We start from the raw sequence: 25,255 nt of genomic DNA on the forward strand, positions 1-25,255 counted from the left end.
ATATAGCAAATATACTTAGGTAAGTTCATAATCGAGTGACGAAGTAACCCAGTAGTTCAACGCAAGGAACGCTGGGTTGCCGGGATTTAAAAACAATTTGAAACAGTTGCAATAAAAAGGGTGATCTTATATTGTGTCATCGGGATTAAATGTAACTAAAAAGGAGTTGTTATGCCCAAGATAAGTGACTATAAGGTTTTGGATTTTATTACCCCCAGTGTTTCTCTTACGTTCGATCTGACCAAAGAGCCAGTACAAACAAAAGCGTTACTCGTAGTTGAACGAAATCCGAATTCTACATCTGAGGTCACTGACCTACATCTGAACTGTGAAAATATAAAATTAATCAGTCTTACATTAAGCGGCAAAAAGCTGCAGCCTGGCGAGTACGAATTAAAAGACCATGTATTAACCGTTAAAAACGTACCGCAAAAAGACCCTTTTTATATTGAAGCCATTTCAGAATTAGGCCAAAACACGGACTTATTTGGTTTATATAAAACAGCGGGCACTGTCTTAGTCAAGGCAGAAACCGAGGGCTTAAGACGTGTATTCCCTTGCATCGACAGGCCCGATAATTTAGTAAACTACGTTACCACGATCATCGCCAATAAAGATGAATACCCAACCCTTCTATCAAATGGAGAGATAACTGGACAACGCAGCTATGATAATGGAGTTCATTCAGTTACCTGGAATGATTCTATTGCCAAGCCTAGCTATATTTTTGCCATGGTTGCAGGTGATTTAACCCGTTCTGCCACTACATATCGAACAAAAAGTGATAAAGAAATACCGATTGAATTTTATCTCCCCAAAAGCGACATAGAAAAGTGCGACTTCGCTAAAGAAGTACTCAAAGGTGCGATGAAATATGATGAAGAACGATTTAATTTAGAGCCCCCTTTAACCACACTAAAATCGGCTGGAGTCAATCAATATGCATCAGGAGCATCTGAAGCAGCCAATTTAATTTTATTCAATACCGCAAATTTATTAGCTACTCAGCCAAGTAGAACTGATACCGATTTCATCCGTGTTCTTGACGTGGTAGCGCATGAATACTTCCATACTTGGACCGGAAATCTAGTCACTATTCGCGACTGGTTTAATCTGTCCTATAAAGAAGGATTAACCACCCTAAGAGCTTCTTTATTCTTAGAACATTGTTTAGGAGTCGATTTAGCCCGTATGTTTGATGGACGAAGCCTTGATGAGCGCGCCCCCAGACCTGAATCATATACTGAGGTACGAAGTTTATACACCACCGCAGCCTACGAAAAAGGGGCGGAAATTTTCCGTATGATGATGAATGCCATGGGTGAAAAGGCTTTCAATAGATGTCTGTCTGTCTTTTTGAAAAAGAATATAGGTAAAGCCATTACTCTAGAAAACATCATTGACTCATTAAGTAGTCAATCTGGTATTGAATTACGTCCCTATTTAAACTGGTTCTCTGCCACCGGCACACCCACGGTTACAGTAACGGATGAATACAATCCAGAAACCAAAACCTATAAAATAAAATGTGTCACTCATCAGGGTAAAGACCGCCCCATTCCAGTGAATCTCATGTTATTTAGCAAAAATGGGAGTCCAATGACTCAAGAAGATGTGCTTATGTTGGATAAACCTGAAATGGAATTTGAATATCCCCATATGACCGAGCGCCCTACGCCGTCCTTACTGCGTGGATTTTCAGCACCAGTACACTTGGAATATGAGTACAGTAACACCCAACTACTTTTGCTAATGCAATATGATGGAGATATTTATAATAAGTGTAAAGCAGCAAAAATGCTTATTACTCAGATGGTCCGTGGCTATTGTTCGGACAAAGAGCTTGATTTTAGCTCGGATATTATTGTCGCCTACATGAATTTATTACTGAATAACCAACAAAAAACCTGGGCTTTAGCTGAGTTATTAGCATTGCCATCAGAAGAGTCGTTGATTGCCAGCTTACCTAACGCTGATTTTGATAAAATTGCTGAAGCCCGTCGATTGATTCAAAAAGAATTGGGTATGGCCTTAAAATCTGATTTACAAGGAATGATTAAGGAGCTTGATGCACCGGCTAAAACAGAGCCCCATGCCATTTTTGACATGAATGCCGCAGGTAATCGTCGTCTTAAAGCGGTATGCTATTCCTATTTGCTAGCAGCAGCTCCTGAAGCATCAGAGCAGGCTTTAATTAATCAGTTTAATGAGGCTTTAGGTAAGAATATGACCGAAACGGTTTCGGCATTAAGTCTGTTAATTAACCTCAATTGCGGCCAACTGAATCCCTTATTAGAACGCTTCTATACTTATTGGAAGCACGATATTGATGCAATTAACTATTGGTTTAATCTACAAGCAGCAGCACACTCACCAACGGTGGTAAGGCGCGTAGCGGATCTATTGAAACACGAAGCCTTCGATATCACCAACCCGAATAAAGTGAATGCATTAATAGGTGTATTTATCAAAAATCCATATGGCTTCCATAATGCCTCCGGCGCAGGCTATGAATTAGTTGCCTCAACTATTTTAAAATTGGAGCAAATAAATCCCAGTGTAGCAGCAAATCTCACGGACAAATTTAGCAGCTGGATTAAGGTAGAACCCAAACGCCAAAAATTAATGCTCGATTGCTTGTCTCATATTTATGAAAAAGCGTCTACTGAAGATGTGAAAAACATGGCAAAAAAGGAATTAGAGAAGGCTAACGTTTCATTACCTTCTCCAAAACCTAAGCTTATTCTCGATCAGGAACGAATTTTTTGGAACTTTTTTACAGATGAGTCCTCTCCTCGAAGCCCCAAAAGCCCAAGGGAAGACCATTGCTCACCAGAGGAAGATCCTTCAGGATTGTTCGACGATATAGTGAATGACGGGAATGTTTTATAAAGCTCTGAAGCACGGGAGCCTTAAATGCGGTAAGCGCCTTAATTCCCACGGTCACGCCGGGGGAATTAAGCAAGAACGATGCGGCTGAATGGATATTGAGCCATAAGCCGCTCAACGTACATTAAAGATGCTTATTCATGATCTGGATGAACAACGAAAATGCCTGGTGCGTTGCGTAAGTATTCGTTGTAATCCATTCCATAACCAAAAATGAAGTGATCTTCTATTTGTAAGCCAACAAAATCAGCTTCCTGCAAGCCATTTTCAACCCGTTTACGGTATTTATCAACCAATACAGCACTATATACTTTCTTTGCACCTAATTGATTAATTTCATCCATAATAGCCGCTAGAGTGATGCCTCCATCAAGAATGTCATCAACAACCAATACTGTTCTTCCAGCTAAATTAACGGATGGTTTAACTTTCCAATGAATATCACCACCAACAGTGGCGCCGCGATAACGAGTCGCATGAACATAATCAACTTCTAAAGGGAAATCCAAACGAGGAAGTAAATTACCTAAAAGAACCAGTCCGCCAACCATAACACATATCAATACAGGGTTTTCATCCTGCAATTCCTCATGGATGTTAATCGCCATTCTATCTAAAGCTGCTTCAACTTCATTAGTTGTAAACAAGCAAGTAGATTTTTCATATACTTCTTTAATTTTACTAGGAATAGTCATTTACGTGTCTCTCGGTAAAGATAGGTTATGTATTGGGAGTTTTTACATTCTAACTCATGTAAAAAACCCTATTCTTTGATTTTTCCTTTCCCAGGAAATGGACTGACAGTACTGCCATAGGCAGGATTATCCTTCACTTTAGCTATTCCTTGCTTCTCTACTTCATCAATGCGATAAACCGATGGCATGGGGATAAAGGTACGCTTTACACCACTAAACTCTAACTTTAAGCGCTCTTCAGAAGGATCGACAACTAATGTAGTCTGTTCACCAAATACCAGCTCTTCCACTTCAAGAAAGCCAAATAAATCACTCTCCTTTATAGATCGCGCATATATTTCATAGATTGCTTCTTGATTAGCAAAAGTAATTCTGAATAAAGTTTTCTTCGTCATAAAATGAGCCTGTTCTAAACGCAGAGGCGAATTATACAAAAATACGAATGTTTTGGGTATAGATAATCCATCTATCTATTACTTTTCACTTTGTAGAGGTTAAAGTAACCGGTTGTAATGATGATTGATAATCATTAATTGGCTGTGATAAAGACCTTAACGTTAAGGTAGGGTGTATTACTTGATACTTTTGGGCAATATAGCAATAGAAACCAGAAGGATAAGGCCAGAGCATCTTACCTATTTCATCTAAAAAAGTTAGCTTTTTAATCACTGACGCCCTATTTACTGGCGGTAAGTAGCAAAAATTACTCAAAGAAACCTGCCGGTAACCTCTTTGAATAAACATGCGATTTAAATTGAAGGGAGTGCGCATTTTTATATTATGGTCGTTATAGCAAGTCAATAAACCGCATTTTATGGCCCCCCCCCACAAACTCCACGGGTTAATGCAAAGCAAAATAACATGTCCCATAGGCTTGAGTACCCGATCAATCTCATCGATTAAACTGGAACCCATATTAAATGGCTCTAAACTCAAGGGGGCAACAACACAGTCAATACTATTCGCATTTAAGGGCAAATGATTTAATTCACTTTCGATGTGAACTTGATGGGATAAGGCAAAAGGTGAAACAATCCATTTGCTTTCAAAATCTAGTTTATCTAACCACAGATTGTCGCCACAATTCCCCAGCTGGATTAAGGTGTCCCCATAAACATGCTGACCGGTTGCTTCCAAATTAATAGAAAATTCATGCGCAGCAAAAAGACCAAGAGGTGATTGAAACCATTTATTCAATGCCCGATAGTATCTTTTTTGCTGTTTAATCAACAAAGTAATGCCTTTTAAAAAGGTTAATCCTGAATTAAACTACAATACAACGAGTTTCACCCGCAAACAATCCATTTTCCTTTTTTATATGGAAAATGGTTAGGAATTAATAAATGGAATTAAATATAACTGGACAACAATTTGCTTTGCAAGAGTTTTTAGGTCCTGCAAAAACCGCAACTTACTCGCACCAAGCTGCCACAGAAAAAATGTCCCTATCTCAATATATTATCAAAAATAATATTTTATCTGCCACCCAGATTGCACACGTCTCGGCCCAAAGCTTTGGGGTTCCCATGCTGGATTTAAATTGTGTTGAGGTCAAAACCCTCCCCTTAGCCCTAGTGGATGAAACTCTGGTGCATCGTCATTCCATGCTGCCGCTCTTTTGTCGTGGAGATCATTTGTATTTGGCAGCCGAAGATCCTGGCAATCATCATGCTTTAAAAGAAATCCAATTCCATACCGGTTTACATACCCATGCGATCGCCGTAGAAGCAAATAAATTGAGTGCATTGCTCTCGCACCTATTAAGTCTTAAGCATCATCAGGAATTGTCTGCATTCGATGCCTCAACGCCTCATAACGAACACTATGAATTTACTATCAATCCAATGGATAGCGATGATGCTCCTATTGTAAAATTTGTTAATCAAATTTTATTTAAAGCCATTCAGCAAGGGGCTTCTGATATCCATTTTGAGCCTTTTGAAAAAGAATACCGCATTCGCTATCGACATGATGGCATTTTACATGAGGTAGCCAGCCCACCAGCCAATCTTTCTGCCCGAATTACTGCACGGATTAAAGTAATGGCTAAATTAGACATTTCAGAACGCCGTATCCCTCAAGACGGTAGTTTTAAAACAAATCTCCCCAATAAACAACCTATTGATTTTCGTGTAAGCACCTGCCCAACAACACATGGCGAAAAGGTAGTGATAAGAATCCTGGATCTGGATACAGCAAAACTCAACATTGAAGTCTTAGGATTTAATCATAAACAACGCGAATATTTTATGCAGGCAATAAGACGTCCTCAAGGAATGATTTTGGTAACTGGCCCCACCGGCAGTGGGAAAACCGTAAGTCTGTATGCGGCCTTAAATCTGCTTAACACCCCAAAAGTGAATATCTCTACCGCGGAGGATCCTGTTGAAATTAAAATCAACGGCATTAACCAAGTTAATATCAATCCTAAAGTAGGCCTCCATTTCTCCAATGTGTTACGCTCTTTTTTACGACAAGATCCCGACATTATTATGGTTGGTGAAGTTCGTGATTTAGAAACCGCTGAAATTGCAATTAAGGCGGCGCAAACGGGGCACCTGGTTTTATCCACATTGCATACCAACAGCGCTGTCGAATCCTTAACGCGCTTAATCAATATAGGTATTCCCAGCGTTAATATTGTGAGTTCCCTAACCCTCATTATTGCGCAACGTTTAGCGCGAAAACTATGTGAACAATGTAAAACGCTACGCACCGATCTTAATAAAGCCAATTTACTCGCATGGAAGCTAAATGAAACAGACCAAATCTATAAGGCCGTAGGCTGTTCTCAATGTACTGAGGGCTATCGAGGCCGAATAGGATTATTTGAAGTATTGCCCATAACAAAAACCTTAAGCGAACTTATTATGACCGGCGCGAGCTCATTGGAAATTCTAAAAAGAGCCCAACAAGAAGGCATGACCAGTATTTATCAATCAGGTATAGAAAAAGTACGACAAGGAATAACTACCCTAGAGGAGGTCAATCGGGTAACCGTTGAGTAAGTTATGATTCACATGAAAAAAAATACCAGCCCCCTGCGCACCTTTTGTTATTCAGGTAAGAATTCCTTAGGACAAAAAATCTCTGGGACTATTCAAGCCCGAACTTTAACGCTTGCAAAAGTCGACCTACGTAAACAGGGTATTATTATTAATAAAGTAGTCCAGAAGCGTACTCTCTTTATATTTAACCAAGTGAAAAAAAAGCTTACCTCTGCAGACATCGCGCTGTTCAGCCGCCAGCTCGCAACCATGGTTGAATCAGGAATACCGTTATTGCATGCACTTGATATTGTCGCGAAAGGGCAAATAAACCCCCATCTTCAGCAATTAATTAATGAAATCAAACAAGATATTGGGACGGGTTTAACACTATCTGAAGCATTAATGAAACATTCTCAATACTTCAATAACCTATTTTGTAATTTAGTTAAAGCGGGTGAGCAATCGGGCACATTAGATATTATGCTCAATAAGATTGCCAGTTATAAAGAAAAAATTGAATCCATAAAAAAGAAGATAAAGAAAGCGATAAGCTATCCTATCGCCATTGCAAGCGTTGCGCTTGTTGTCACTGTAGGCTTACTTATGTTTGTTGTTCCACAATTTGAAACCTTATTTCAATCATTTGGAGCTGATTTGCCTGCTCTAACTTTGGCTGTAGTTAAAATCTCTCGCTTCATCCAATCCTGCTGGTACTATATTTTTGCGTCTTTTGGCTTGGCTATTTACGCATTCCTTTATGGGCAAAAACATTCAACAGCCTTTGCATTAGCTATTGATAGATTGCTATTAAAAATACCGGTTATTGGCTCAATTATCGAAAAAACCGTTATTGCACGGTTTTCGCGGACCTTATCCATTACTTTTGCTGCAGGCTTACCCTTAGTCGATGGACTTAAATCAGCAGCTGGAGCAACAGGAAACAGAATGTACTCCCAAGCAATAGAATATATAAAAAATGAGGTTTTTACTGGAATATCAATGAATAAGGCCATGGAAAATACTCACTTATTTCCCAATATGGTCATGCAAATGATCACTGTTGGCGAAGAGTCTGGAGCCTTAGAAAAAATGTTAAATAAAATTGCAGACTTTTATGAGGAAGATGTAGATAATTCGGTAGATACACTAAGTCGTTTATTAGAGCCGATTATCATGTCCATCATTGGTATTCTGATAGGTGGACTGATTGTGGCGATGTATATGCCTTTATTTAAATTAGGATCGGTAATTTAAAAGGAAAAACAAAATGATGCATGAACTCGTTACCTACCACTCCTGGTTCCTTTACGTTGCAATAAGCTTACTTTCGCTTGCAGTAGGTAGTTTGCTTAATGTGGTCATTTATCGTTTACCCATTATGCTCAAAAACGAATGGCTGCGTGAATGCAATGAATTAATGACTATTAAAAATGACGAGAACACTGTACTGAATTTGTTTTTCCCTCGCTCATTTTGCCCCTCATGTCACAGCATGGTAAAGGCTTGGCAAAATATTCCCATATTAAGTTTTTTAATACTCCGAGGCCGTTGTTATTACTGCAAAGCGACTATTTCACCTCGTTATCCATTAATTGAGTTAGGCACGATGATGCTGTCGCTCTATGCCTGTTGGCATTTTGGTTTTACCTGGCAATTAGGCTTTGCTCTGGTTGCAATATGGCTATTAATTTGCCTGTTTTTTATTGACCTCGATCAGCAATTGCTGCCCGATAGTTTAACGTTAAGCCTATTGTGGATAGGCTTAATTGCCAATACGCATACTCTATTTACTCCACTGCCTGACGCCGTGTTGAGTGCCGCTGGCGCTTATCTTGCTTTATGGTTACTCCTTAAACTATTTTATTTAGCCACAGGTAAAATTGGTATGGGAAATGGGGATTTTAAATTGTTTGCCGCATTTGGTGCCTGGTTTGGCTGGAAATTACTGCCCTTAATACTTCTTTGTTCATCCATTGCTGGTACAATAATTGGGCTCTTATATTTATACTTGAACGATAAATCAAGAGATACTACAATCGCATTTGGCCCTTTTTTATGCATTTCAGGATTAGCCGTATTATTTTGGGGACAAGAGCTTTTGGATTGGTATTTGCATTTGTGGTTCTAAAAGCTGCTGCCCTAATAAAAACGCCATACGAGGAGTAAAACGTTGTATCAAATTATTTTGTTTGATTTAGATGATACCTTAATTGATTTTTCAGCTGCAGAACAAATCGGTATCCGTAAAATTCATAGCCAATTTTATCCAACAACACCCTACTCACTCTTCGAACAGCATTTTAAAAAATTGAATAATGAACTTTGGTCCCGCGTTGGTGCCCAAGAGAATGGGCTTATGCCCAGTGATGTGCGATTTTTACGTTTTAAACAATTAAACGAGGACATTGAATGCATAAGTTCTTCTGATGAAGTGGCCGAGGCTTATGAACATCACCTACTGGCAGACATTGAATGGATTCCTGAAGTTCGCAAGACCATTGAATTCCTGCACCAAAAAGGCCACATTTTAGGTATTATTACCAATGGATTCTCTGAATCGCAACTGAAGAAAAAAGAAAAATTTTCCCTTGAAAATTGGTTTGATTGCTTTGTTGTTTCTGATGACGTTGGCTTTGCCAAGCCCAATAAAGAAATTTTCAATATTGCACTGAAGAAACTTTCTGATACGCATAATCAACCCCTTCACAGCTATCACAAAAACTCAATATTAATGGTGGGGGACTCGGTTATTAGCGATGGACATGGTGCTAAAAACTTTGGTATTAATTATTGCCACGTTCATCATAGCCCCCCTCAAGAGACAAGCTTAGAAGTAACCCTTGCACATCACATCAACTCCGTTGCGAATTTGCCCAATTGTATTGGCTATGAAACGGAATATAAGCTTTTTTTGAGTTCTTGAAAGGGAAACATTATCTCAAAGGACAGAGAGGGAGCTCATTATGTATTTTTTATGCCCTCAGAGCAGTTACATATAAATTTAAAATGGAATAAATATGCCTAGTTTTTCAATTGATCTGCAAAAAATAGCTAATAATGACCCTTCTTTTAAAAATCTGGAGCCGGACTGGACTATTACTGATGATAGAGTTCTTAGTTTAGCAGCTGCTTTAGTTAATAACTCCTCGCTGCTTTCGATTGATCTATGGGGCACACAATTTAGCGATGAACATCTCAACGAATTAACCAAAGCGTTAGAAACTCATAAAAAGTTGTCCTCACTCAATTTAGGTAAGAATCAGATTACCGAATTGGGAGCCTCATACATAGGAGAGTTAATAGAAAAAAACAATGTATTAATTGCTCTTATACTCACCAGAAATGCTCTGGGCGGCGAGGGAGCAAAAGCAATTGCTCAAGGATTAAGAGCTAACTATGGCTTAAGCTCGCTCAAACTTGACCACACAGCAATTGATGATCATGGCGCTCAAGCACTGTTTACTGTATTAACAGTGAATACCTCTCTAAACTTTCTTGACTTAAGTAATAATGAAATCACCGATCTTAGCGTCCCATACATAATACGGATGTTTGGACAAAACAGCACCTTAAGCTCATTAAATCTAAAACAAAATTCTATTAGTCATGAAAATCTAAAGGAAATTGACACATTATTAGGCCGTAACGAACAAATTTACAACATCGCTCAAACCGCAATTGATGCGATTAGGAAATTACCATCCGAAATGCCTAATTGGGAACAAAAAGGTGCCTTTGATAATTTTAATGCGGTTCTTAAACTCAAGGAACAAGCTCAACTTGAAATTGAAACACTTTTCCCTGGGTCCAGACTAGTTGCTCGAATTGAAGAAGTCTGGGCGGGAAAACAAATTACTATATTGCTTACCAACCCACAAATTACCCCGGAAAGTGGAGCCATTGAACTTTTTGATTCATTAAATTCACAACAAAAACAATATCCCCAATATCAGCAATGGCTCGAGTCCATGATTTTTCACTACTTTTCAAGCATTCAACCCAATAGCGAATATACTTATAAAAAACTCTTGTCTTACATTCTACAAATCCCAATGAGTACCGATATACAAAGATTAATGGATCTCTGTGTCTTTCATCAGTTTAATCCTGAAGTAATACTGAAACCAGAGCCGATACAGTTAGTGCGTTCACTCATTGATAATCGCGAAGCGCTTAAAACACTACAAAAAGAAATTCCAGCTATAGATAAGCTTGTTTTAAACATCATTACTCGCTTTTATGCAGAAGAGCAATCAAGCAAAGAAATTGAAATCAATACACAAATTATTGGAGTGCTATTGGAACTACCACAGAATGTGGCGACTAATTTGGAACTAAATGCGGCACTCCTTCGCAGTCTGAATCTTTTCTTCTGTGCCACACCAAATAAAGCAGCTAGCTTTTACAAGCTATGGAATCATCTCTCAGCTGGCAACGAATTGTCCCCAGAGAATTTAGCTACAGAAGAAGTTGCCAAGAAAAGTTTAATTAAAAAATATTATGGAATAGTTTTACAAATCAGCCCCAACCACTACCAAAATCGATTCTTTATCCAACAAAATGTAAGACCGAAGAAACAGGATACTGGACCAGTCCAGGAATATGTTGAGCAGATTCCACCGCAAAATGCCGAACCAGTTCAAGAACAGCGTATTGAGCCAGTCCAAGAGCAACATGCCGAGCCAGTTGAAGAGCAAAATCCTGAGCTAGTTCAAGAACCACTTATTGAGCAAGCCCCAGAGCAAAATGCAGAACTAGTCCCAGAGCAGCACCTTGAACAAGTTCCAGAGCTAAATACGGACCTGATTCAAGAACAACAGATTGACCTAATCCAGGAGCAAAATACTGCATTAGTTGAAGAACAAAATGCAGGGCTAGAGCTGGAGGAAGAGGATGGACATGTTGTCCTAATGAGACCTTAGGACAAATTATAATCAATTATAGCTCCTCCATAAAAAGCGCTCTCCCTAACCACCGAATTCTCGCAGTTCGACTGCGAGATCCATGGATCTCTCGACACAGATGGGGCTTTTAAAGGGGCCATTAACTCTCCACATAGAACCAACCTCTCCAAAATCCACATTGATAAGTTCTGAAGCAAAAGTCAGTTTGACTGATATACAAGAACTTTTACACCCTATACACAGACTTATCCACAGATTTTGTGGATAAATAATTTCATGTCCGAAATAGAATAAATGCGCTAAAACCCTTATAAAATAAGTCGTTTGGCAAATTAAACGGGGAAATTCAAAATTTAGGCTGATTTGATTTGAATGGAGATATCCACAGGATGTTTTATTAGTCTGATAGCTAATAACTGGTGTATCTTACCAAAGAAAAAAATAAAAAACAGTCTTGACTTGGTAAATATTAAAAAAACTTAATCACCCACGTAAGACGTTAATTTATCTTTATTAGTGTTTTACATAAGGACTCCATGATAAAATATTAGCCTTTTTATTTATTAAAACCGACTTATGTACATCTTATTGGATAAAATACTCATGTTGAAGGACCATGCCACCACACTTGATTGGCATGAAATGGACTTCTACAGCATCCCTACCGAAAAAATTCTATCAAATTTAACCCAAATCCCACCAACGATAACTACATTAAATCTTGCATGGAACTATTCCGCCTTTAAAAGCACCGATGAATTAAAAACTATTTTTGCAGCAATCCCTAAACAAATTAAGCATATTGATTTAACTGGCCAATCCTTGCAGCTGAGAGATAACACAGAATGGTTTGCTTTATTTTCCAGCTTTTCACCAGCTGTGACCATTCGGACAGGGCATGCAAAGCTTGATAATTTCATTTGTACACTCCAGCGGGCCGCCTCCTCCACTTTACCAACAGCCATAATAGAGCCTGCCCCAGTTACGGAAACCCTAGACCTAGCTCAATCCACGACAACAGTGGAACAAAATTCCCCCCTATCTCTACGAGAAATCATGGAGAGTCCCAGGCAGGAAAAACTAACTCCAACACAACTAATAGAATTGCTAATTAAGCTCGTAGCACGCATTGAGTTAGCCCCCAAAGATCAAGTTATTTACCCAACATTAGAGAGTATTTGTATCCAAAATCCAGCTCAAATAGGCGGAAAATCTTCACTAATATTTGAAATAAGCAAGTCAGCGCAAATCCCAGTAGCCCATTTAGCAGTTGGTGTTCAGCGCCATATTGAGCATTGGCGTGTCATTGCTGAGTTATTTCTTCTCTTAGGTGCTAACATCAGCCGACTCGATGATCCTGATTTAGAATTAAAAGTTAATGAATCATTTAGGCGCTCACCAGCATTCCTTTGCGCCTTTATCGAGTTGTGGGGAGCCGCACTTCCAGAGAAACAATACAACGCCGATACATTAATGCAAGATGTATCACCAACCATCATGGCATTAACTAAAATCCGCATGGCAAGCACACATACCTGGTCCATAGAGCATTTGCCAGGTTTGCTTTCCGGCTTGACCTGCCACCACCATACAGCCATTCGTACTACCTCTGCTCAGGCTTTACATAGCATTATGAGTGGAGAACTTAGTATTAAAGAGCGAGATCAAGCTTTTGGGCTCTTAGAGCATTGTATTGAGTTGCTGATTCCAAATGAGCTTACTGGACTAGCCAACCTTGCTTTGGAAACCAGGCATGGTGAATGGATGCAGCGTATGCTTCTCATTTGTAAAGTCTTGCGAGAAGCGGAGCTGGTTAAAAACTACGAAAAATTACACCAACTTCAGCTGCGCCTACTTGATGCAGGGATAGAGGGTAATTTAATTGATGAACTCCTTGAAAGATCAAAAAAAATATCCAACCCTATATTTCTTATATCTCTTACCACCACAATATGGATGTGTCTTCAATTCGATACCCTGCGCAGCAGGCTGATTAATGAAGAATTCACTAAAAATATGCTCTCACAACTCAAGGCAAGAGAATACGAAACATTCGCCATATATGAAGAAATGGGGCTAATGATGCTAATAATGTCTGATTTCGGAAAATGGCTTAATCCAAAAAATGAAAGCAGCAAAAAATTCGTAACCTTATGGCAAAAAGTAAATAATGCAGCATTTTTACACTTTGGCTTATCCTGTCTCCCTGTCAACCTATCACTAAATACTCGTATGTATGTAACCCAAAAAGTGATGGGAATTTTGACTCAGCTCATAAGCATCCCCGGAGGTATAAGCCCAGCAGAACGCGAGCAGCAAATAAAACATTGCCTGGATTATTTACGCCATTCTTCATGGAATGGTCTTGCTCAAACAACTCATGCATCGAATAAATCATTGGAAGATGCTTACCTGCAAGCATTCCTTTTTAAAGTTCCGCGACATCATGTATTTAAACAATCAACACAGCCATACGAGCCCCCTGCACAAAAAACAATGCAGGCCTTATTTGACCATATAGGACAAAATAGAGGTCCTACTCATAGCCCTGTTGAGCGTTCGCAATTCAATGCACCACTAAAAAAACAAGACGTATTAGATCTTTTATCAGCACCTAAAGACAGGACGCTACAGAACAAATACAAGCCACAGCCGGCGCAAGCAGGTGCTCCGTTTAATATTAATGTATTCCATCTGAGTTCCCCCAATAGCACAATAGTCAATGTAAGTGATAATCATGAGGAACTACGTACATTGTCACCTTTAGAGTTAAGTCTAAAAAAAATATCTTTCATTCCTGCCACGCTCACAGCCACACAGCGGATATGTACTGTTATTGACAAGGGGGTGAATACAGGAACTCAAGGAGCATATCAACTGCTTCTCATCTCTGCAGGCGACAGTAATAAGCTGTTGATTGGGCTCACTTGGGACCAAGCACACGCAAACGAAAACACGATTCCCGGCACTACCCTAACCTCCTTAGCGCTGGATGCTGCTACTGGGAATATCCACTACCTCGATCCAGATACAGGGAAACAAAAAAATTATCCATATACCCAGCCAATCCATACTGGAGCTACTGTTAAAATATGCATTACTGGGAGACAAATATATGCTGTCGTTAATGATAAATTTTATCCTCCTCTTCCTGATATTCTCCTTCCCCTTGATGCGGATGTGCACCCATTAGTACGCTTAGAATGCCCTAACCTATACATAAAAACCCAAGTTATGGGCTCTTACTGGCCAAGTAACGCCGATAATGCAACCTTAATTCGCCATGCTAGCCTCAATCCTATTGCCTATGCGTTGCATTTTGCTGAACTACGAAGCAATCCCATCTGTCCTCACCTCCACGCCCAAAAAAGCGATCGGATGTATGCAATGCCGGAGATGAAGGTGTTATTACACTATTCCAAGCAAATTTCGGCCCTGCCTCAAGATGAGATATTAAGTATTTTGCTCATGGTATTAGCTAAAAAAAGCTGTGATGGTAAGGAATGCTTTGCATCCAAGCTAATGCATGAACTTGGACAGGGGTTGCTTATGGAACAGCCAGGTTATCAAAGGCTTAGTGAAATTGCTACGGAGCTGGGATTGCCTATCCTATCGAGGGATCTGCTGAATCAGCAATCAATTATGATGGGCAAAACCACCAAAGTAGGATACTCTGCAAATAGAAATTTATTGTTTAGTGCTCAACCAGAGGAATCGGAACCTAAGGCTGCCCCGTCGTCATCTCCGTCACTAAATCAGTGATATAGATTAGGAAAACCCAAGCCTTGCCCTAGGACACGTCATTCTATCGCTGAATCGACGATCTGTTGGATCCCGCGGTCAAAGCCGCGGGAATACGCTAGAAATAGTTTCGCGTAATTTACCCAAAACAGCGAAATGCATTTAAACTCTTAAAAGTCTCGTCATATGCTTTACTATTTACTAGTTAATTGACCTGAAATACGCAGCTGGTGTGCAACAATACGGGTTAAATAATCAAACTCGATATTAACCTGTTGCCCGGATTTTAACGCATCTAAAGTGGTATTTGCCAAGGTATGTGGAACAAGCATCAATTTAATGCTTCGCTCCCCTACGGAATTGATCGTTAAACTAACTCCTTCAACCGTGATGCTGCCTTTAGGAAGTAAATAGGCCATTGCTGCTTCTTCAAAACCTGCCAATTCAACCTCCAGATATTCCTCAACCTGGTTAACTGCTCGAACGGCTGCAATAGCATCTACATGGCCGCTGACATAATGCCCACCAAAACGTGTTGATGAAAGCATGGCACGCTCCAAATTCACCGCATCGCCTGCCACCACATCAGCGAGCGTTGTCACATTTAAGGTTTCTGGAGAAACATCAAAATGCAATTCATGGTTGCCTGTAGAGGGCAATACCGTTAAACAAATACCATTAACAGCAATACTTTCTCCCACCTGCAATTGTTCAAATGCAGAGGAAATAATAAGACGATGGGCATTACCCTTACGAAGATTGCTAAGGATTATTCCTTTTTGTTCAATTATTCCAGTAAACATCAGGTTCTCGCTATTTCCACAAAAATATATGAATAGTCTAATTGGTTTTTCTCATTTGCCAAGTTATTTTTTGATGCTGATTGTGTAAATTTTCACATGGCATCGCCTAACGTATTATTTTTATCCCAACGTTTAACAATCCCAGCATCCAGATCAAATAAATCAAGTACTCTGCCTACGCTGTGATTTACAATGTCATCAACCGTTTCAGGCTTATTATAAAAAGCGGGCACTACCGGGCAAACAATAGCTCCTTGCTGCGTTACCGAAACCATATTTTGTAAATGACCTAAATGCAAAGGTGATTCTCTAGTCATTAATACCAGTCTTCTTCGTTCCTTTAAAATAACATCCGCAGCCCGGCCAATTAAATTCGAGCTAATACCATGCGCAATTTCCGCAAGTGTTTTCATTGAACAAGGAGCAACAATCATTCCTAAAGTTTTGTACGAACCACTGGCAATACTGGCGCCAATATCATTCCATGGATAATAAACATCTGCCATTGCTTTTAATTCAGAAACACTTAAATCAGTTTCGTATTCTCTAATTAATTGGGCGGATTTACTGACAATTAAATGTACCTCAACAGGAAGTTTTTTTAATACTTCTAATAATCTTATTCCATAAATGATACCTGAGGCACCACTAATACCAACAATAATACGCGACTTCGTTGCCATAGCCCGTCCTCTTTAATTAAACGAAAAATGATTAACTCGTTGTTGCTTTATTAAAAATTCTTTTACACAATTTTATAAATTCCTTTTTAGTATAAAATATAAAGCCTAGGCAAAGAAGATAAATAAGCTATAGAACGAACTCACTTATAATAAAATTAGGAACATTCTATGTTCAACAACTCCTCAGTAAAACCACCAGAAAACCCCTTTTGGCAATTCTCATTAGCAATTTATGATGACCCCAAGATAAAGGAAGCGTGCCATGTATTTCAGGATACCGATTCCGCTAATGTCAATTTAGTCTTATTTGCGTATTGGCTCGGCTATGCTGTCCAAGACATCAGTCACGAAGAGTTTACCCGTGCCTGTGCTCGTGTTGCGAGCTGGAATAAAGAAATAACTAACACCCTGCGCAAAGTACGTATTTCCTTAAAAGGAATCAGCGATAATGACTGGGTAAAAAGTTATTATACGCAAGTCCTTACCGATGAAATCATTTCTGAATCGTATCAGCAAGACTTACTCTATAATCAGGTCCAACATCATTTAAAGAAAAGTGCGGTGCAAAATAATCCAATGTCCTCTCAATACCTATCCTGGCTTTTTAGCGATGCAGGCCATGACCTTCATGAACCACTTAAGATAAGAATCGAACATTTTATCAAGATGGTCAGTGATAAACTAAATCACCTCAATAAGCCATAGGACTTCATGCAGAAAAATACTGTTTTTAACCGCACGGATTAAGTCTAAGTTTATGCTCTTGCCTCAGGCTAGAATCAATATATAAAAAAATCAAATTGCTTCATTAATAATCTCTTAAGATTTTCTTGATAAAATATCCCTCAACATTTGTGTGCTCTTATTCGCTGTCGAGGTATAAGCAATGAAAATTAATCATAGGATTCCTCAGTTCACTATCAACTACATTTGCTCTTGTCTTTTAGTTTGCAAAATATCTACCACAAAAGATTTAGGCGAGCGATTTGAGGATCTGATTGCACAAATTACCCAAAATCCTAATATTTTTAAAGACTTATCCAAAAAACAAGCGCATCATGTATTAAAAGTAGCAATTGATGTCTACAACGATGTGAATACCTTTAAGATTCGTCTTGATTCAGGGTTAATAAAACGATGGGCAGCCCAAAATGACACGCCAGTCCCACATACCTTGGTAGATATTCCTACTCAGGATGATTTATCCAGAGTAACGCATAGCTATGATCGCTTATCTCAAGCTCATCAAATAAAAAAGGCGGTACAAACAACCATCCCCAGTTTATTAAAAAAAGCAGACCATGCTGTTTTCTCTCACATTATCATAGGTACAGGTGATACCGGCACTACCCTTTGGCTGGAAAAATATAACGAACATCATGGAGCTACCGCAGAGTTATTAGCAAAATCCAAACTTCCTTCAATATTGATGATCGGTAATAATACCGGAAGTTGGAAACATGACTACACGCTGGCACAGCCACAAAATATTCTTGAGCGCGCACAAACCAAAGAAAATCCATCCGCCTATTTATCAACGGACTACTATTTAAATAATCCCTATGCTAATGGACGCCACGTATTTCAAGCAAACCAGGTGAATCTGGCAAAAACTCAAGCCCCATTAGTGCATGCAACTGTGCTTAAAATAGAGAAAAAAGAGAATCATTTAAACAACTGGGCTTCTGATGCTTTAAACCAAAACTATCGTTTATTCGTAGAGATTGCTGGTTCAGTAAAAACTCTGTACACAAGTGAACTTAATATCTGTACAGGCCTTGGTCCTGCTCGAAATGCGATTGCTGGGAAACTACTTCCTAATGAAGAATTTACCCGATTAAATAGGTGGGATGAAACAAGGAAATTTACCCCTATAGTCGACGGTAACCAATTCATTTTAACAGGTACCGAAGAACAAGGCACAGGTCCAAGAGTTATTGTCATTTACGGTGGGGGTGGGACTGCTGCAGCGGTTTATAGAAAAGGGTTCTTTGGCAATGATATTCGCACTGAAAGCCGTGAATTTAATCCCCAAAATCAATCCAATACCGTGTTATGGATTGCTAAACAATTTGATAAAGCGGGTACCGGTAAATTAGCCACCACCGCGTTACGCACTGCAAAAGAACGTAATGAGTTATTGCAAGGTGAGCTCATTGAGGTATCGCAAAAATCCAATGGAAAATTAGTCCTGGTATTCAAAAAAACGGGCTCATCTGATGACACCTTTAAACAAGAATGTGATCAACTAGTCTATTCAATTGGCCAAGATGACAGTGCCATGAAAAAAGTCTATGAAGAAATAGAGCCAACCCTGGTTCCTACATTTGATGACTATGGTATGATACTTAATATTAGTTCGCCTGATGGAAAAGTAGTATTCTTTGGTGCTGCGGCCATGGCTATTCGTGAAACAGAATATTCAAAGGAGACCTGGAAATGGTTACACCAAGAAAACATTGGTGGTGACGTAGGCCCTGGCTCAATGCCCCCTTCACGAGCACAAATTAAGCGTTATAACTTTTTAAATGGGATTCAGCCAGAAAGCATTAATGCAAATATGGACAGTCAACATTTAATTATTCACTACCTTGTAAACGCAGGTACTGACCATACAAATGCTATAAGCTTTGTTCAGGATTTACTTGAAGCTCGAAAACACAGTACGGCGGGTTGCAAACGTGAAGTACTTAATACCTTACTAATAAAACACAACCTGCAAGATCTCATTGAAATTCATGGACATGGGCATTTGGTTCAAAAAACACCCGATGCAATCCCTGTAGTTCAAGTAGCTCCAACGAAACCACCTCATTCGCTCTTATCCTGGTTGAAGAAAGATAAAAAGAGAACGAATGATGCGAATATTCTTCTTTCTTCGGCTGATGCACCGAGAACAGATATGGATGATCCGTTAAAAGAGACTGGACAAGCAATATCGACTACAATCAAAATATACTCATAAAGTTATAAGATTTCCTGAATAAGCAGCATGCGGATTCAGGAATACATCTTAATATTAAGATGACGTCTAATAGGATTTGCACTATGCGGTTTTATCAATTAAATAAACCTGACGATTTATTTAAAGAACTCTATCAGGTGTGGGAAAAGAGTAACGAAGAAAAGCGACCTGAGTTAATAGAAAACCTCATTAAACAAAGTGATACAGAGCTAGTATTCAACTTGGCACTAATCGATTCTGAATTTGACCGCTTGTGTAAGTCACCCAGGTTAGAGCCTCATTGGGTTAATCTTTGGCGCTTGTGTGGTACTAATCCCCGTGAAGAGGCCGAGGAAAACCATCAGCCTATTCACGAATACTCCCCCATGAGTACAGTGTCTTCCTGCTTTGAGCTATTAAAAGGCTATTATCTGTATCATACCTATACCTCTTTATTGGACGATGAAGGGGACTTATCCGAAGCAGAGTTCGAAGAAGCGAAAGAACTATTACAAGAATCAGCCAATTGCGGATGTTTTTTTGCCATGAATGTTTTATGTCGGGAAGGGCTTTCGATGTTAAATACAACCTTCGATGGAGCAACAGCTGAACTCGTTTTAAAGTATGCAACCAAAGCATCCGAGCTCTATTTAGCCCCTGGATATTTATTGCTGGGTTCGGTATGCCAAGAACTAATGCGCTATCAAGACAACCCCCATTCTCCCCCTTACCCGTTTGCACAACTCGCGTTTTCTTCTTATACAATGGCAAAATACTTAGAGCCAATATCTGGCCCGATGATTAATAATGCATATCAAGGAAAAACATTAAAAGAGGCTAGTAACGGGGCTTTTTCAACCTTTTTTGAAGCACAGTTAAGAATGCAAACGCATTTAAAACTAAGCCCAATGCAAATTACTCATTTGAGTACAATAGCCAAAAATGAAGCAAAAAATATTGAAGTGCGTTATGCCCAAGAGAAAGAAAGAATCAATCCACAAGATAGCAATAGCAATAGCAATAGCAATCGGTCAATTAATCGGTTAATTTAATAAGCCGTCCTCAGATATAATTTACGTTTCATCAAGGTGAGGAATGTGGTAACGAAACGGCTCAGAAGCTCGAAGCCCAAACCCTGGAGTGCTTCACTTCGTTCGTAATGACGGCAGCTGAGCTTCAATTTAAAGTTGAGTTTAATTTACTAGTTAGAACTCGTCATTGCTAATGAGCTTAGCGATGAAGCACCCAGGGTTCAAAGCACAGAACCCAGCGCTTTCTTCACTTGTTTCACTGACGACTGGATTACTTGAATGCTACATTTCAACTGGATAATCCGAATCAATCCAGCCTTGCAAACCAGTATCCAGAGAATAAACTTGAGAATAACCCATCTTCTGTAAACTTTCCGCAACTAAAGCACAGCGAAACCCGCCACTACAATAAAGGATTATTTGCTGTTGCTGATCAGGAATTTTTTTCTCTATATCGCGCTCAATAATACCCCTACCTAAATGAATCGCTGTAGGAATATGTCCAGTACTCCACTCATGATCCTCTCGTACATCGATGAGATGCATCTCCTCATGCTTATCCAGCTTTTCTTTTAAAGTTTTAGGACTGATTTCCTTAATATGCTTTTTAGATTCTGCTACGAGTGCCAGAAATCTTGAGGCATGTTGTTTCATTTGTTATTCCTTATGTTTCAACCAGGCTCTTATTGTAGACCAAAAGGCAGCAATAAAAACAATAATGGTAAATAGTAAAACAGCAATAACCATTTCAACAATTGCGAAATTTAAGGCATCACGAGCCACAAACCAGCTGGCTAGGGAACCCGATACGACTAAAAGTAATTTGATGATCCATTCAACCATTTATTTACTCCATATCCAGCAACAATTAGGTTACAGAATGACCTTTAATCAATAAATAGGAATGTCTGTAAGAGAATCAGTTTTTCCGCCACTACCAAGAAATCGACTAAACCCGCCTCGCCCGCAACTGCACTATCCTTAAGCATAAATTAAAGAAACGAGTCCAAATCAAAAGTAGAATACTTATTCAATGCTTTACCATGACTTGCAAGAAATGAATCCGCCGTTTTGCGCCCTTCTTTAAACAGCATACGCAGAAAAGCCCATTCGGCATTAAGCTTGGAAGAGTAGCCTAATTTGACCATTTTCGCGCTAGTAATGCGATGAATACGCATTTTTGCCCAACGATCTCGTTCCCCAGAATCCGCATTGATGGTTTTACGTAATAGAGCGATCATTCGTAACTCTTTCATCAAGGTCGCATTAAAAGCAACTTCATTAAGACGATTGAGTATGTCACGAGCGGTTTTGGGGGTACCTGGACGCTCTACAGGGTTAATTTGCACCAATACCGTGTCACTGGACTCGCATTCTTGCACTAAAGGCGTAATGGTGGGATTACCGGTGTAACCCCCATCCCAATAAGCCTCCCCATCAATTTCGATGGCTTGAAACATTAACGGCAAACATGCTGAGGCCAATAAAACATCCGCATTAATTTCCTTATTTTTAAAAACTTTACCACGACCAGTACGCACATTGGTTGCCGTAATAAATAGTTTAATTGGAGATTCATTCACTAATGAAAAATCAATACTTTCTGAGAGGATGTCACGTAATGGATTGAGTGCAATCGGATTAAGATCATAAGGTGAAAACACATGGCTAGCTAATTGAAAAGTGAGAAAGGAAGGAGAATAATCCATGCTCCACTTCCCAGAGATAATGTCCAACCACCCTCTTTGTAACGGACTAAAGCGCGCTGATTCTGAAACCCGATACCAAAATGCCTGCAAAGCCCTACGCGCACCTTCTGGGCCATCACGCGTGAAACCACTCGCCATCACGGCTGCATTCATGGAACCTGCTGAGGTCCCTGAAATCCCTTCTATTTTAACCCGAGGCTCTTCAAGCAAACGGTCGAGAACACCCCATGTATATGCTCCATGAGCACCGCCGCCTTGCAATGCTAAGTCAATAAGAACAGGCTTCCCTCGTGTCTTGGATCCTTGCGTTTTTTTGTCCATTAAATGCCGCGCCTAAAGACCTACTTATTGCTAAGTTTAGCAGTCTTTTACGTGAATGCTTGAAGCCCATAGTGCGCAATTAATTAACTATCAAGCTGAACCAGTAAATCCCGCGCATCAGAAAGCCCATGATCATCTACGGCTCTTACTACAAACTTCCCTGGCCGTGCATGCCAGAGAAAAGATTTCCCCGCTTTTGTTTTTGCGACAAAGCTTTCATTAACAAACCAATACACATGAGCAATTCCTGCATCAGTCACTGCAGTAAATGGAATCGTATTATTTTGTTGCGAGTTCGCGCGAACAATATAACTAATACCCGCTTGGGGAGAGGTGATTTGGGGCGTGATTCCCACATTGCCTGATAGGCTGCAATCGGCCTCGAAAAATGGCGGTATATGGCGCTGTATCCCCGCCCGTTTAAATATATGCAATAAATCAGAAGGCCAAAACTCAAACACTTCAAAACGTGTATGCTCATCAATATGACAGGTGCGTAACCCATTTTTACTATTAATCGCTACTTCGCGATAAATTGTATCGGATTTAATGGGCGACTTTCCTGGAATAAACCAAGTCCATTCCCTGTCCTTACAAAAACGCGTGGGTAACATTCCTGAAGCATTGCAAACTTCCACCTTTTTTAGATTCATGTGTTCAGGATGTTTGTCTAAAGGCTGCAAAGGCCCTCGTTCTTGTTTGAGGGCATCTACTAATTCAAAAAACAAGGGAGCGGCAATGTCTTTTCCAATAAAGGCAGGGTTCGCTTTATTATCGAAATTACCCACCCAAACCGCTAAAGCATAAGGACCAAAAACACCCACACTCCAGGCATCACGATATCCGGAAGACGTCCCTGTTTTCCAGGCAACAGGTAGTTGCGACCAACTTCGGTAATTTACATCATGGTGCGGGGTGCTTTGTAACATATCTAAAACTAAATAACTGGCTTCTGAACTTAATAAACGTTGCCCCTTAGGCTTTATTTCTTTGTGTAACCACCGTGTAGGATACCAAACCCCATCATTAGCCAACATGGCATAGAAACCAATCAACTCACGCATGGTTAATTCTACTCCACCCAGGTTTAATGATAAACCATAGTAAGACTCTGAACGCAAATGACTCACCTGCCCCTGCTCTAATAATTGATGCAGTGAAGGCTTATTTAATAGACTAGAAAGATAAATAGCCGGAATATTACGACTTAAAACTAAAGCATCCCGAGCTTTGATTGGTCCCATAAAGTCGTAATCGAAGTTTTCAGGGTTATAGCCATTAAAACTATGCGGAACATCTTTTAAAACCGTATTGGGATGGATTAAGCCCTGATCCAATGCTAATCCATAAATAAAAGGTTTTAAGGTCGAGCCTGGTGAACGTTTAGTTTCTGTACCATTAATTTGCCCGCCTATTTCACGATTGAAAAAATTAGCAGACCCCATTAATCCCTTAATCCCCATATCACGTGTATCGACTAATAAAACCGCTGCGTTGTGAACCCCTAGCGCTTTTTTCCTTGCTAAATAACTTCGGGTAATCCGTTCAATAATAATTTGTGAGCGTGAGTCTAAAGTAGTCACCATATCTTGCTGTTTAGACACATCAGACAAAACTTTATTCACAAAATGTGGCGCCGCAAAGGGTAAAGAGCGATTTGTTTGCATGACTAAAGGTAAATCAAACATTACCTTTTTATTCTGATCCTCTGGATGTTGCTCTAACCAACGTTGAAAAAGATGCGCACGAATATTTTTCAAGCCTTGATTATTGGGAGTTCTTTTTCCAGGATTTTGGGGAATAATGCTTAAGGTTAATGCCTGAGGTAAGCTGAGCTTATCTACCCCGGTACCAAAATAGACCAAACTTGCAGCCCCAACACCTTCAATATTGCCGCCATAAGGTGCCATATTGAGATAAGCCTCTAAAATTTCATCTTTGCTGTAATGCCTTTCAATTTGAATTGCGCGAATAATCTGCCACAGCTTTCCTGATATTTTTTTAGAGTTAATTCCATAGTGCATCCGCGCTACTTGCATGGTGATAGTTGAAGCCCCTACCCGTCGGGATTTGACCGCATAAGTTTGCCAAATGGCCTTTGCTGTAGCTAAGGGATTGATTCCATAATGAAAACGAAAATACTGGTCTTCTTGCAATAAGGTGGCATCGATTAATTGCTTTGAAATTTTGGGTAAAGGAGTGAACAAACGATATTTATCATCCCTGCTTAAAGTGAGCCGTAATAATTGATGATGATCGTCATAAACAGCCTTGGAAAAACTAGTGCCATCCAATAAAACCGGTTTGGGTAAAAAAAATAATAGTGAAAACCCGCTGACAAATAGCAAAACAAGGATTATGCTTAAGCGTTTTAAATTTTTTTTCATGTTCGCTATTATGCACCAAAAAGAGTAAAATAGCGCCAATCTTGAAAAGAAATTATAAAAAGGAAATAAAGTCCATTTGGCACTCCTATTAGATTTTAAGAGTTGCTCTTCGGTGAAGGTTTCAGCTTAGCCTTTACACTTTGGAACTACTGTGGGCT

General features: G+C 39.6%; 19 protein-coding genes. 10 read left to right on the forward strand and 9 right to left on the reverse strand.

What is annotated here, in order from left to right; all coding sequences use genetic code 11:
- The first annotated feature begins 171 nt into the window (after window positions 1-171).
- A complete protein-coding gene (locus ACD661_RS03815) occupies window positions 172-2,892 on the forward strand; it encodes a DUF3458 domain-containing protein (protein ID WP_400186433.1) in 2,721 nt (906 codons plus the stop codon).
- Between the two features lie 131 nt (window positions 2,893-3,023).
- Here the strand turns inward: ACD661_RS03815 and ACD661_RS03820 are convergent, their stop codons facing one another.
- The 3 genes from ACD661_RS03820 to ACD661_RS03830 form a co-directional block, all read right to left on the reverse strand.
- Window positions 3,024-3,584 (reverse strand): hypoxanthine-guanine phosphoribosyltransferase, encoded by a 561-nt coding sequence (locus tag ACD661_RS03820; RefSeq protein ID WP_400186434.1) that lies wholly within the window; start codon window positions 3,582-3,584, stop codon window positions 3,024-3,026.
- A gap of 68 nt (window positions 3,585-3,652) precedes the next feature.
- A complete protein-coding gene (locus ACD661_RS03825) occupies window positions 3,653-3,979 on the reverse strand; it encodes a DUF1820 family protein (protein WP_252579012.1) in 327 nt (108 codons plus the stop codon).
- Window positions 3,980-4,064: 85 nt separating this feature from the next.
- Window positions 4,065-4,817, reverse strand: coding sequence for a methyltransferase domain-containing protein (locus tag ACD661_RS03830; protein ID WP_400186436.1), 753 nt, complete (start codon window positions 4,815-4,817; stop codon window positions 4,065-4,067).
- A 110-nt stretch (window positions 4,818-4,927) separates the two neighbouring features.
- Here ACD661_RS03830 and pilB point away from each other — a divergent pair, with 110 nt between their 5' ends.
- The 6 genes from pilB to ACD661_RS03860 all read left to right on the forward strand — a co-directional run bounded on the left by pilB (window position 4,928) and on the right by ACD661_RS03860 (window position 15,240).
- Window positions 4,928-6,592 carry a type IV-A pilus assembly ATPase PilB gene (gene pilB, locus ACD661_RS03835; protein WP_400186438.1) on the forward strand — a complete coding sequence of 555 codons (1,665 nt, stop codon included), beginning with the start codon at window positions 4,928-4,930 and terminating at the stop codon, window positions 6,590-6,592.
- Window positions 6,593-6,604: 12 nt separating this feature from the next.
- A complete protein-coding gene (locus ACD661_RS03840) occupies window positions 6,605-7,828 on the forward strand; it encodes a type II secretion system F family protein (protein WP_400186439.1) in 1,224 nt (407 codons plus the stop codon).
- Between the two features lie 13 nt (window positions 7,829-7,841).
- Window positions 7,842-8,702 (forward strand): prepilin peptidase, encoded by an 861-nt coding sequence (locus ACD661_RS03845; protein ID WP_400186440.1) that lies wholly within the window; start codon window positions 7,842-7,844, stop codon window positions 8,700-8,702.
- A 42-nt stretch (window positions 8,703-8,744) separates the two neighbouring features.
- On the forward strand, window positions 8,745-9,497 hold the full coding sequence (locus ACD661_RS03850) for an HAD family hydrolase (protein ID WP_400186441.1): 753 nt from the start codon (window positions 8,745-8,747) through the stop codon (window positions 9,495-9,497).
- A 94-nt stretch (window positions 9,498-9,591) separates the two neighbouring features.
- A complete protein-coding gene (locus tag ACD661_RS03855) occupies window positions 9,592-11,496 on the forward strand; it encodes a hypothetical protein (RefSeq protein ID WP_400186442.1) in 1,905 nt (634 codons plus the stop codon).
- A 585-nt stretch (window positions 11,497-12,081) separates the two neighbouring features.
- Entirely contained in the window at window positions 12,082-15,240 is a 3,159-nt protein-coding gene (locus tag ACD661_RS03860; RefSeq protein WP_400186444.1) for a hypothetical protein, read from the forward strand.
- 173 nt (window positions 15,241-15,413) lie between these two features.
- Here ACD661_RS03860 and ACD661_RS03865 read toward each other — a convergent pair whose 3' ends face one another.
- Together ACD661_RS03865 and ACD661_RS03870 are read right to left on the reverse strand one after the other, a co-directional pair.
- Window positions 15,414-16,022, reverse strand: a complete 609-nt coding sequence (locus tag ACD661_RS03865; protein ID WP_400186445.1) for a riboflavin synthase — start codon at window positions 16,020-16,022, stop codon at window positions 15,414-15,416.
- Window positions 16,023-16,114: 92 nt separating this feature from the next.
- Complete coding sequence (locus tag ACD661_RS03870) at window positions 16,115-16,705, reverse strand: UbiX family flavin prenyltransferase (protein WP_400186447.1); 591 nt, start codon at window positions 16,703-16,705, stop codon at window positions 16,115-16,117.
- Between the two features lie 168 nt (window positions 16,706-16,873).
- Between ACD661_RS03870 and ACD661_RS03875 the strand changes: the two genes are divergently transcribed.
- The 3 genes from ACD661_RS03875 to ACD661_RS03885 all read left to right on the forward strand — a co-directional run bounded on the left by ACD661_RS03875 (window position 16,874) and on the right by ACD661_RS03885 (window position 20,701).
- Window positions 16,874-17,410 (forward strand): TIGR02444 family protein, encoded by a 537-nt coding sequence (locus ACD661_RS03875; protein ID WP_400186449.1) that lies wholly within the window; start codon window positions 16,874-16,876, stop codon window positions 17,408-17,410.
- Between the two features lie 181 nt (window positions 17,411-17,591).
- A complete protein-coding gene (locus ACD661_RS03880; RefSeq protein WP_400186451.1) occupies window positions 17,592-19,670 on the forward strand; it encodes a hypothetical protein in 2,079 nt (692 codons plus the stop codon).
- 83 nt (window positions 19,671-19,753) lie between these two features.
- Complete coding sequence (locus ACD661_RS03885; protein ID WP_400186453.1) at window positions 19,754-20,701, forward strand: DUF5630 domain-containing protein; 948 nt, start codon at window positions 19,754-19,756, stop codon at window positions 20,699-20,701.
- A 261-nt stretch (window positions 20,702-20,962) separates the two neighbouring features.
- Here ACD661_RS03885 and ACD661_RS03890 read toward each other — a convergent pair whose 3' ends face one another.
- From ACD661_RS03890 to pbpC, 4 genes are all read right to left on the reverse strand, one after another.
- Entirely contained in the window at window positions 20,963-21,334 is a 372-nt protein-coding gene (locus tag ACD661_RS03890; RefSeq protein WP_400186455.1) for a rhodanese-like domain-containing protein, read from the reverse strand.
- A gap of 3 nt (window positions 21,335-21,337) precedes the next feature.
- Window positions 21,338-21,523: a hypothetical protein gene (locus ACD661_RS03895; protein WP_400186457.1), complete on the reverse strand. Its 186-nt coding sequence runs from the start codon at window positions 21,521-21,523 to the stop codon at window positions 21,338-21,340.
- A gap of 149 nt (window positions 21,524-21,672) precedes the next feature.
- A complete protein-coding gene (locus tag ACD661_RS03900; RefSeq protein ID WP_400186459.1) occupies window positions 21,673-22,710 on the reverse strand; it encodes a patatin-like phospholipase family protein in 1,038 nt (345 codons plus the stop codon).
- Window positions 22,711-22,793: 83 nt separating this feature from the next.
- Window positions 22,794-25,097: a penicillin-binding protein 1C gene (pbpC, locus tag ACD661_RS03905; protein WP_400186460.1), complete on the reverse strand. Its 2,304-nt coding sequence runs from the start codon at window positions 25,095-25,097 to the stop codon at window positions 22,794-22,796.
- Window positions 25,098-25,255: the final 158 nt, after the last annotated feature.

The organism is Legionella lytica, from assembly GCF_044626755.1.
Lineage (GTDB): Bacteria > Pseudomonadota > Gammaproteobacteria > Legionellales > Legionellaceae > Legionella > Legionella lytica_A.

What these genes read in the sequence shown, in the direction of transcription:
- ACD661_RS03815 (WP_400186433.1), top strand. Translation starts at nt 172, where the DNA reads ATGCCCAAGATAAGTGACTATAAGGTTTTGGATTTTATTACCCCCAGT.
- ACD661_RS03820 (WP_400186434.1), bottom strand. Translation starts at nt 3,584, where the DNA reads ATGACTATTCCTAGTAAAATTAAAGAAGTATATGAAAAATCTACTTGC.
- ACD661_RS03825 (WP_252579012.1), bottom strand. Translation starts at nt 3,979, where the DNA reads ATGACGAAGAAAACTTTATTCAGAATTACTTTTGCTAATCAAGAAGCA.
- pilB (WP_400186438.1), top strand. Translation starts at nt 4,928, where the DNA reads ATGGAATTAAATATAACTGGACAACAATTTGCTTTGCAAGAGTTTTTA.
- ACD661_RS03840 (WP_400186439.1), top strand. Translation starts at nt 6,605, where the DNA reads ATGAAAAAAAATACCAGCCCCCTGCGCACCTTTTGTTATTCAGGTAAG.
- ACD661_RS03845 (WP_400186440.1), top strand. Translation starts at nt 7,842, where the DNA reads ATGATGCATGAACTCGTTACCTACCACTCCTGGTTCCTTTACGTTGCA.
- ACD661_RS03855 (WP_400186442.1), top strand. Translation starts at nt 9,592, where the DNA reads ATGCCTAGTTTTTCAATTGATCTGCAAAAAATAGCTAATAATGACCCT.
- ACD661_RS03860 (WP_400186444.1), top strand. Translation starts at nt 12,082, where the DNA reads ATGTTGAAGGACCATGCCACCACACTTGATTGGCATGAAATGGACTTC.
- ACD661_RS03865 (WP_400186445.1), bottom strand. Translation starts at nt 16,022, where the DNA reads ATGTTTACTGGAATAATTGAACAAAAAGGAATAATCCTTAGCAATCTT.
- ACD661_RS03870 (WP_400186447.1), bottom strand. Translation starts at nt 16,705, where the DNA reads ATGGCAACGAAGTCGCGTATTATTGTTGGTATTAGTGGTGCCTCAGGT.
- ACD661_RS03875 (WP_400186449.1), top strand. Translation starts at nt 16,874, where the DNA reads ATGTTCAACAACTCCTCAGTAAAACCACCAGAAAACCCCTTTTGGCAA.
- ACD661_RS03880 (WP_400186451.1), top strand. Translation starts at nt 17,592, where the DNA reads ATGAAAATTAATCATAGGATTCCTCAGTTCACTATCAACTACATTTGC.
- ACD661_RS03885 (WP_400186453.1), top strand. Translation starts at nt 19,754, where the DNA reads ATGCGGTTTTATCAATTAAATAAACCTGACGATTTATTTAAAGAACTC.
- ACD661_RS03890 (WP_400186455.1), bottom strand. Translation starts at nt 21,334, where the DNA reads ATGAAACAACATGCCTCAAGATTTCTGGCACTCGTAGCAGAATCTAAA.
- ACD661_RS03895 (WP_400186457.1), bottom strand. Translation starts at nt 21,523, where the DNA reads ATGGTTGAATGGATCATCAAATTACTTTTAGTCGTATCGGGTTCCCTA.
- ACD661_RS03900 (WP_400186459.1), bottom strand. Translation starts at nt 22,710, where the DNA reads ATGGACAAAAAAACGCAAGGATCCAAGACACGAGGGAAGCCTGTTCTT.
- pbpC (WP_400186460.1), bottom strand. Translation starts at nt 25,097, where the DNA reads ATGAAAAAAAATTTAAAACGCTTAAGCATAATCCTTGTTTTGCTATTT.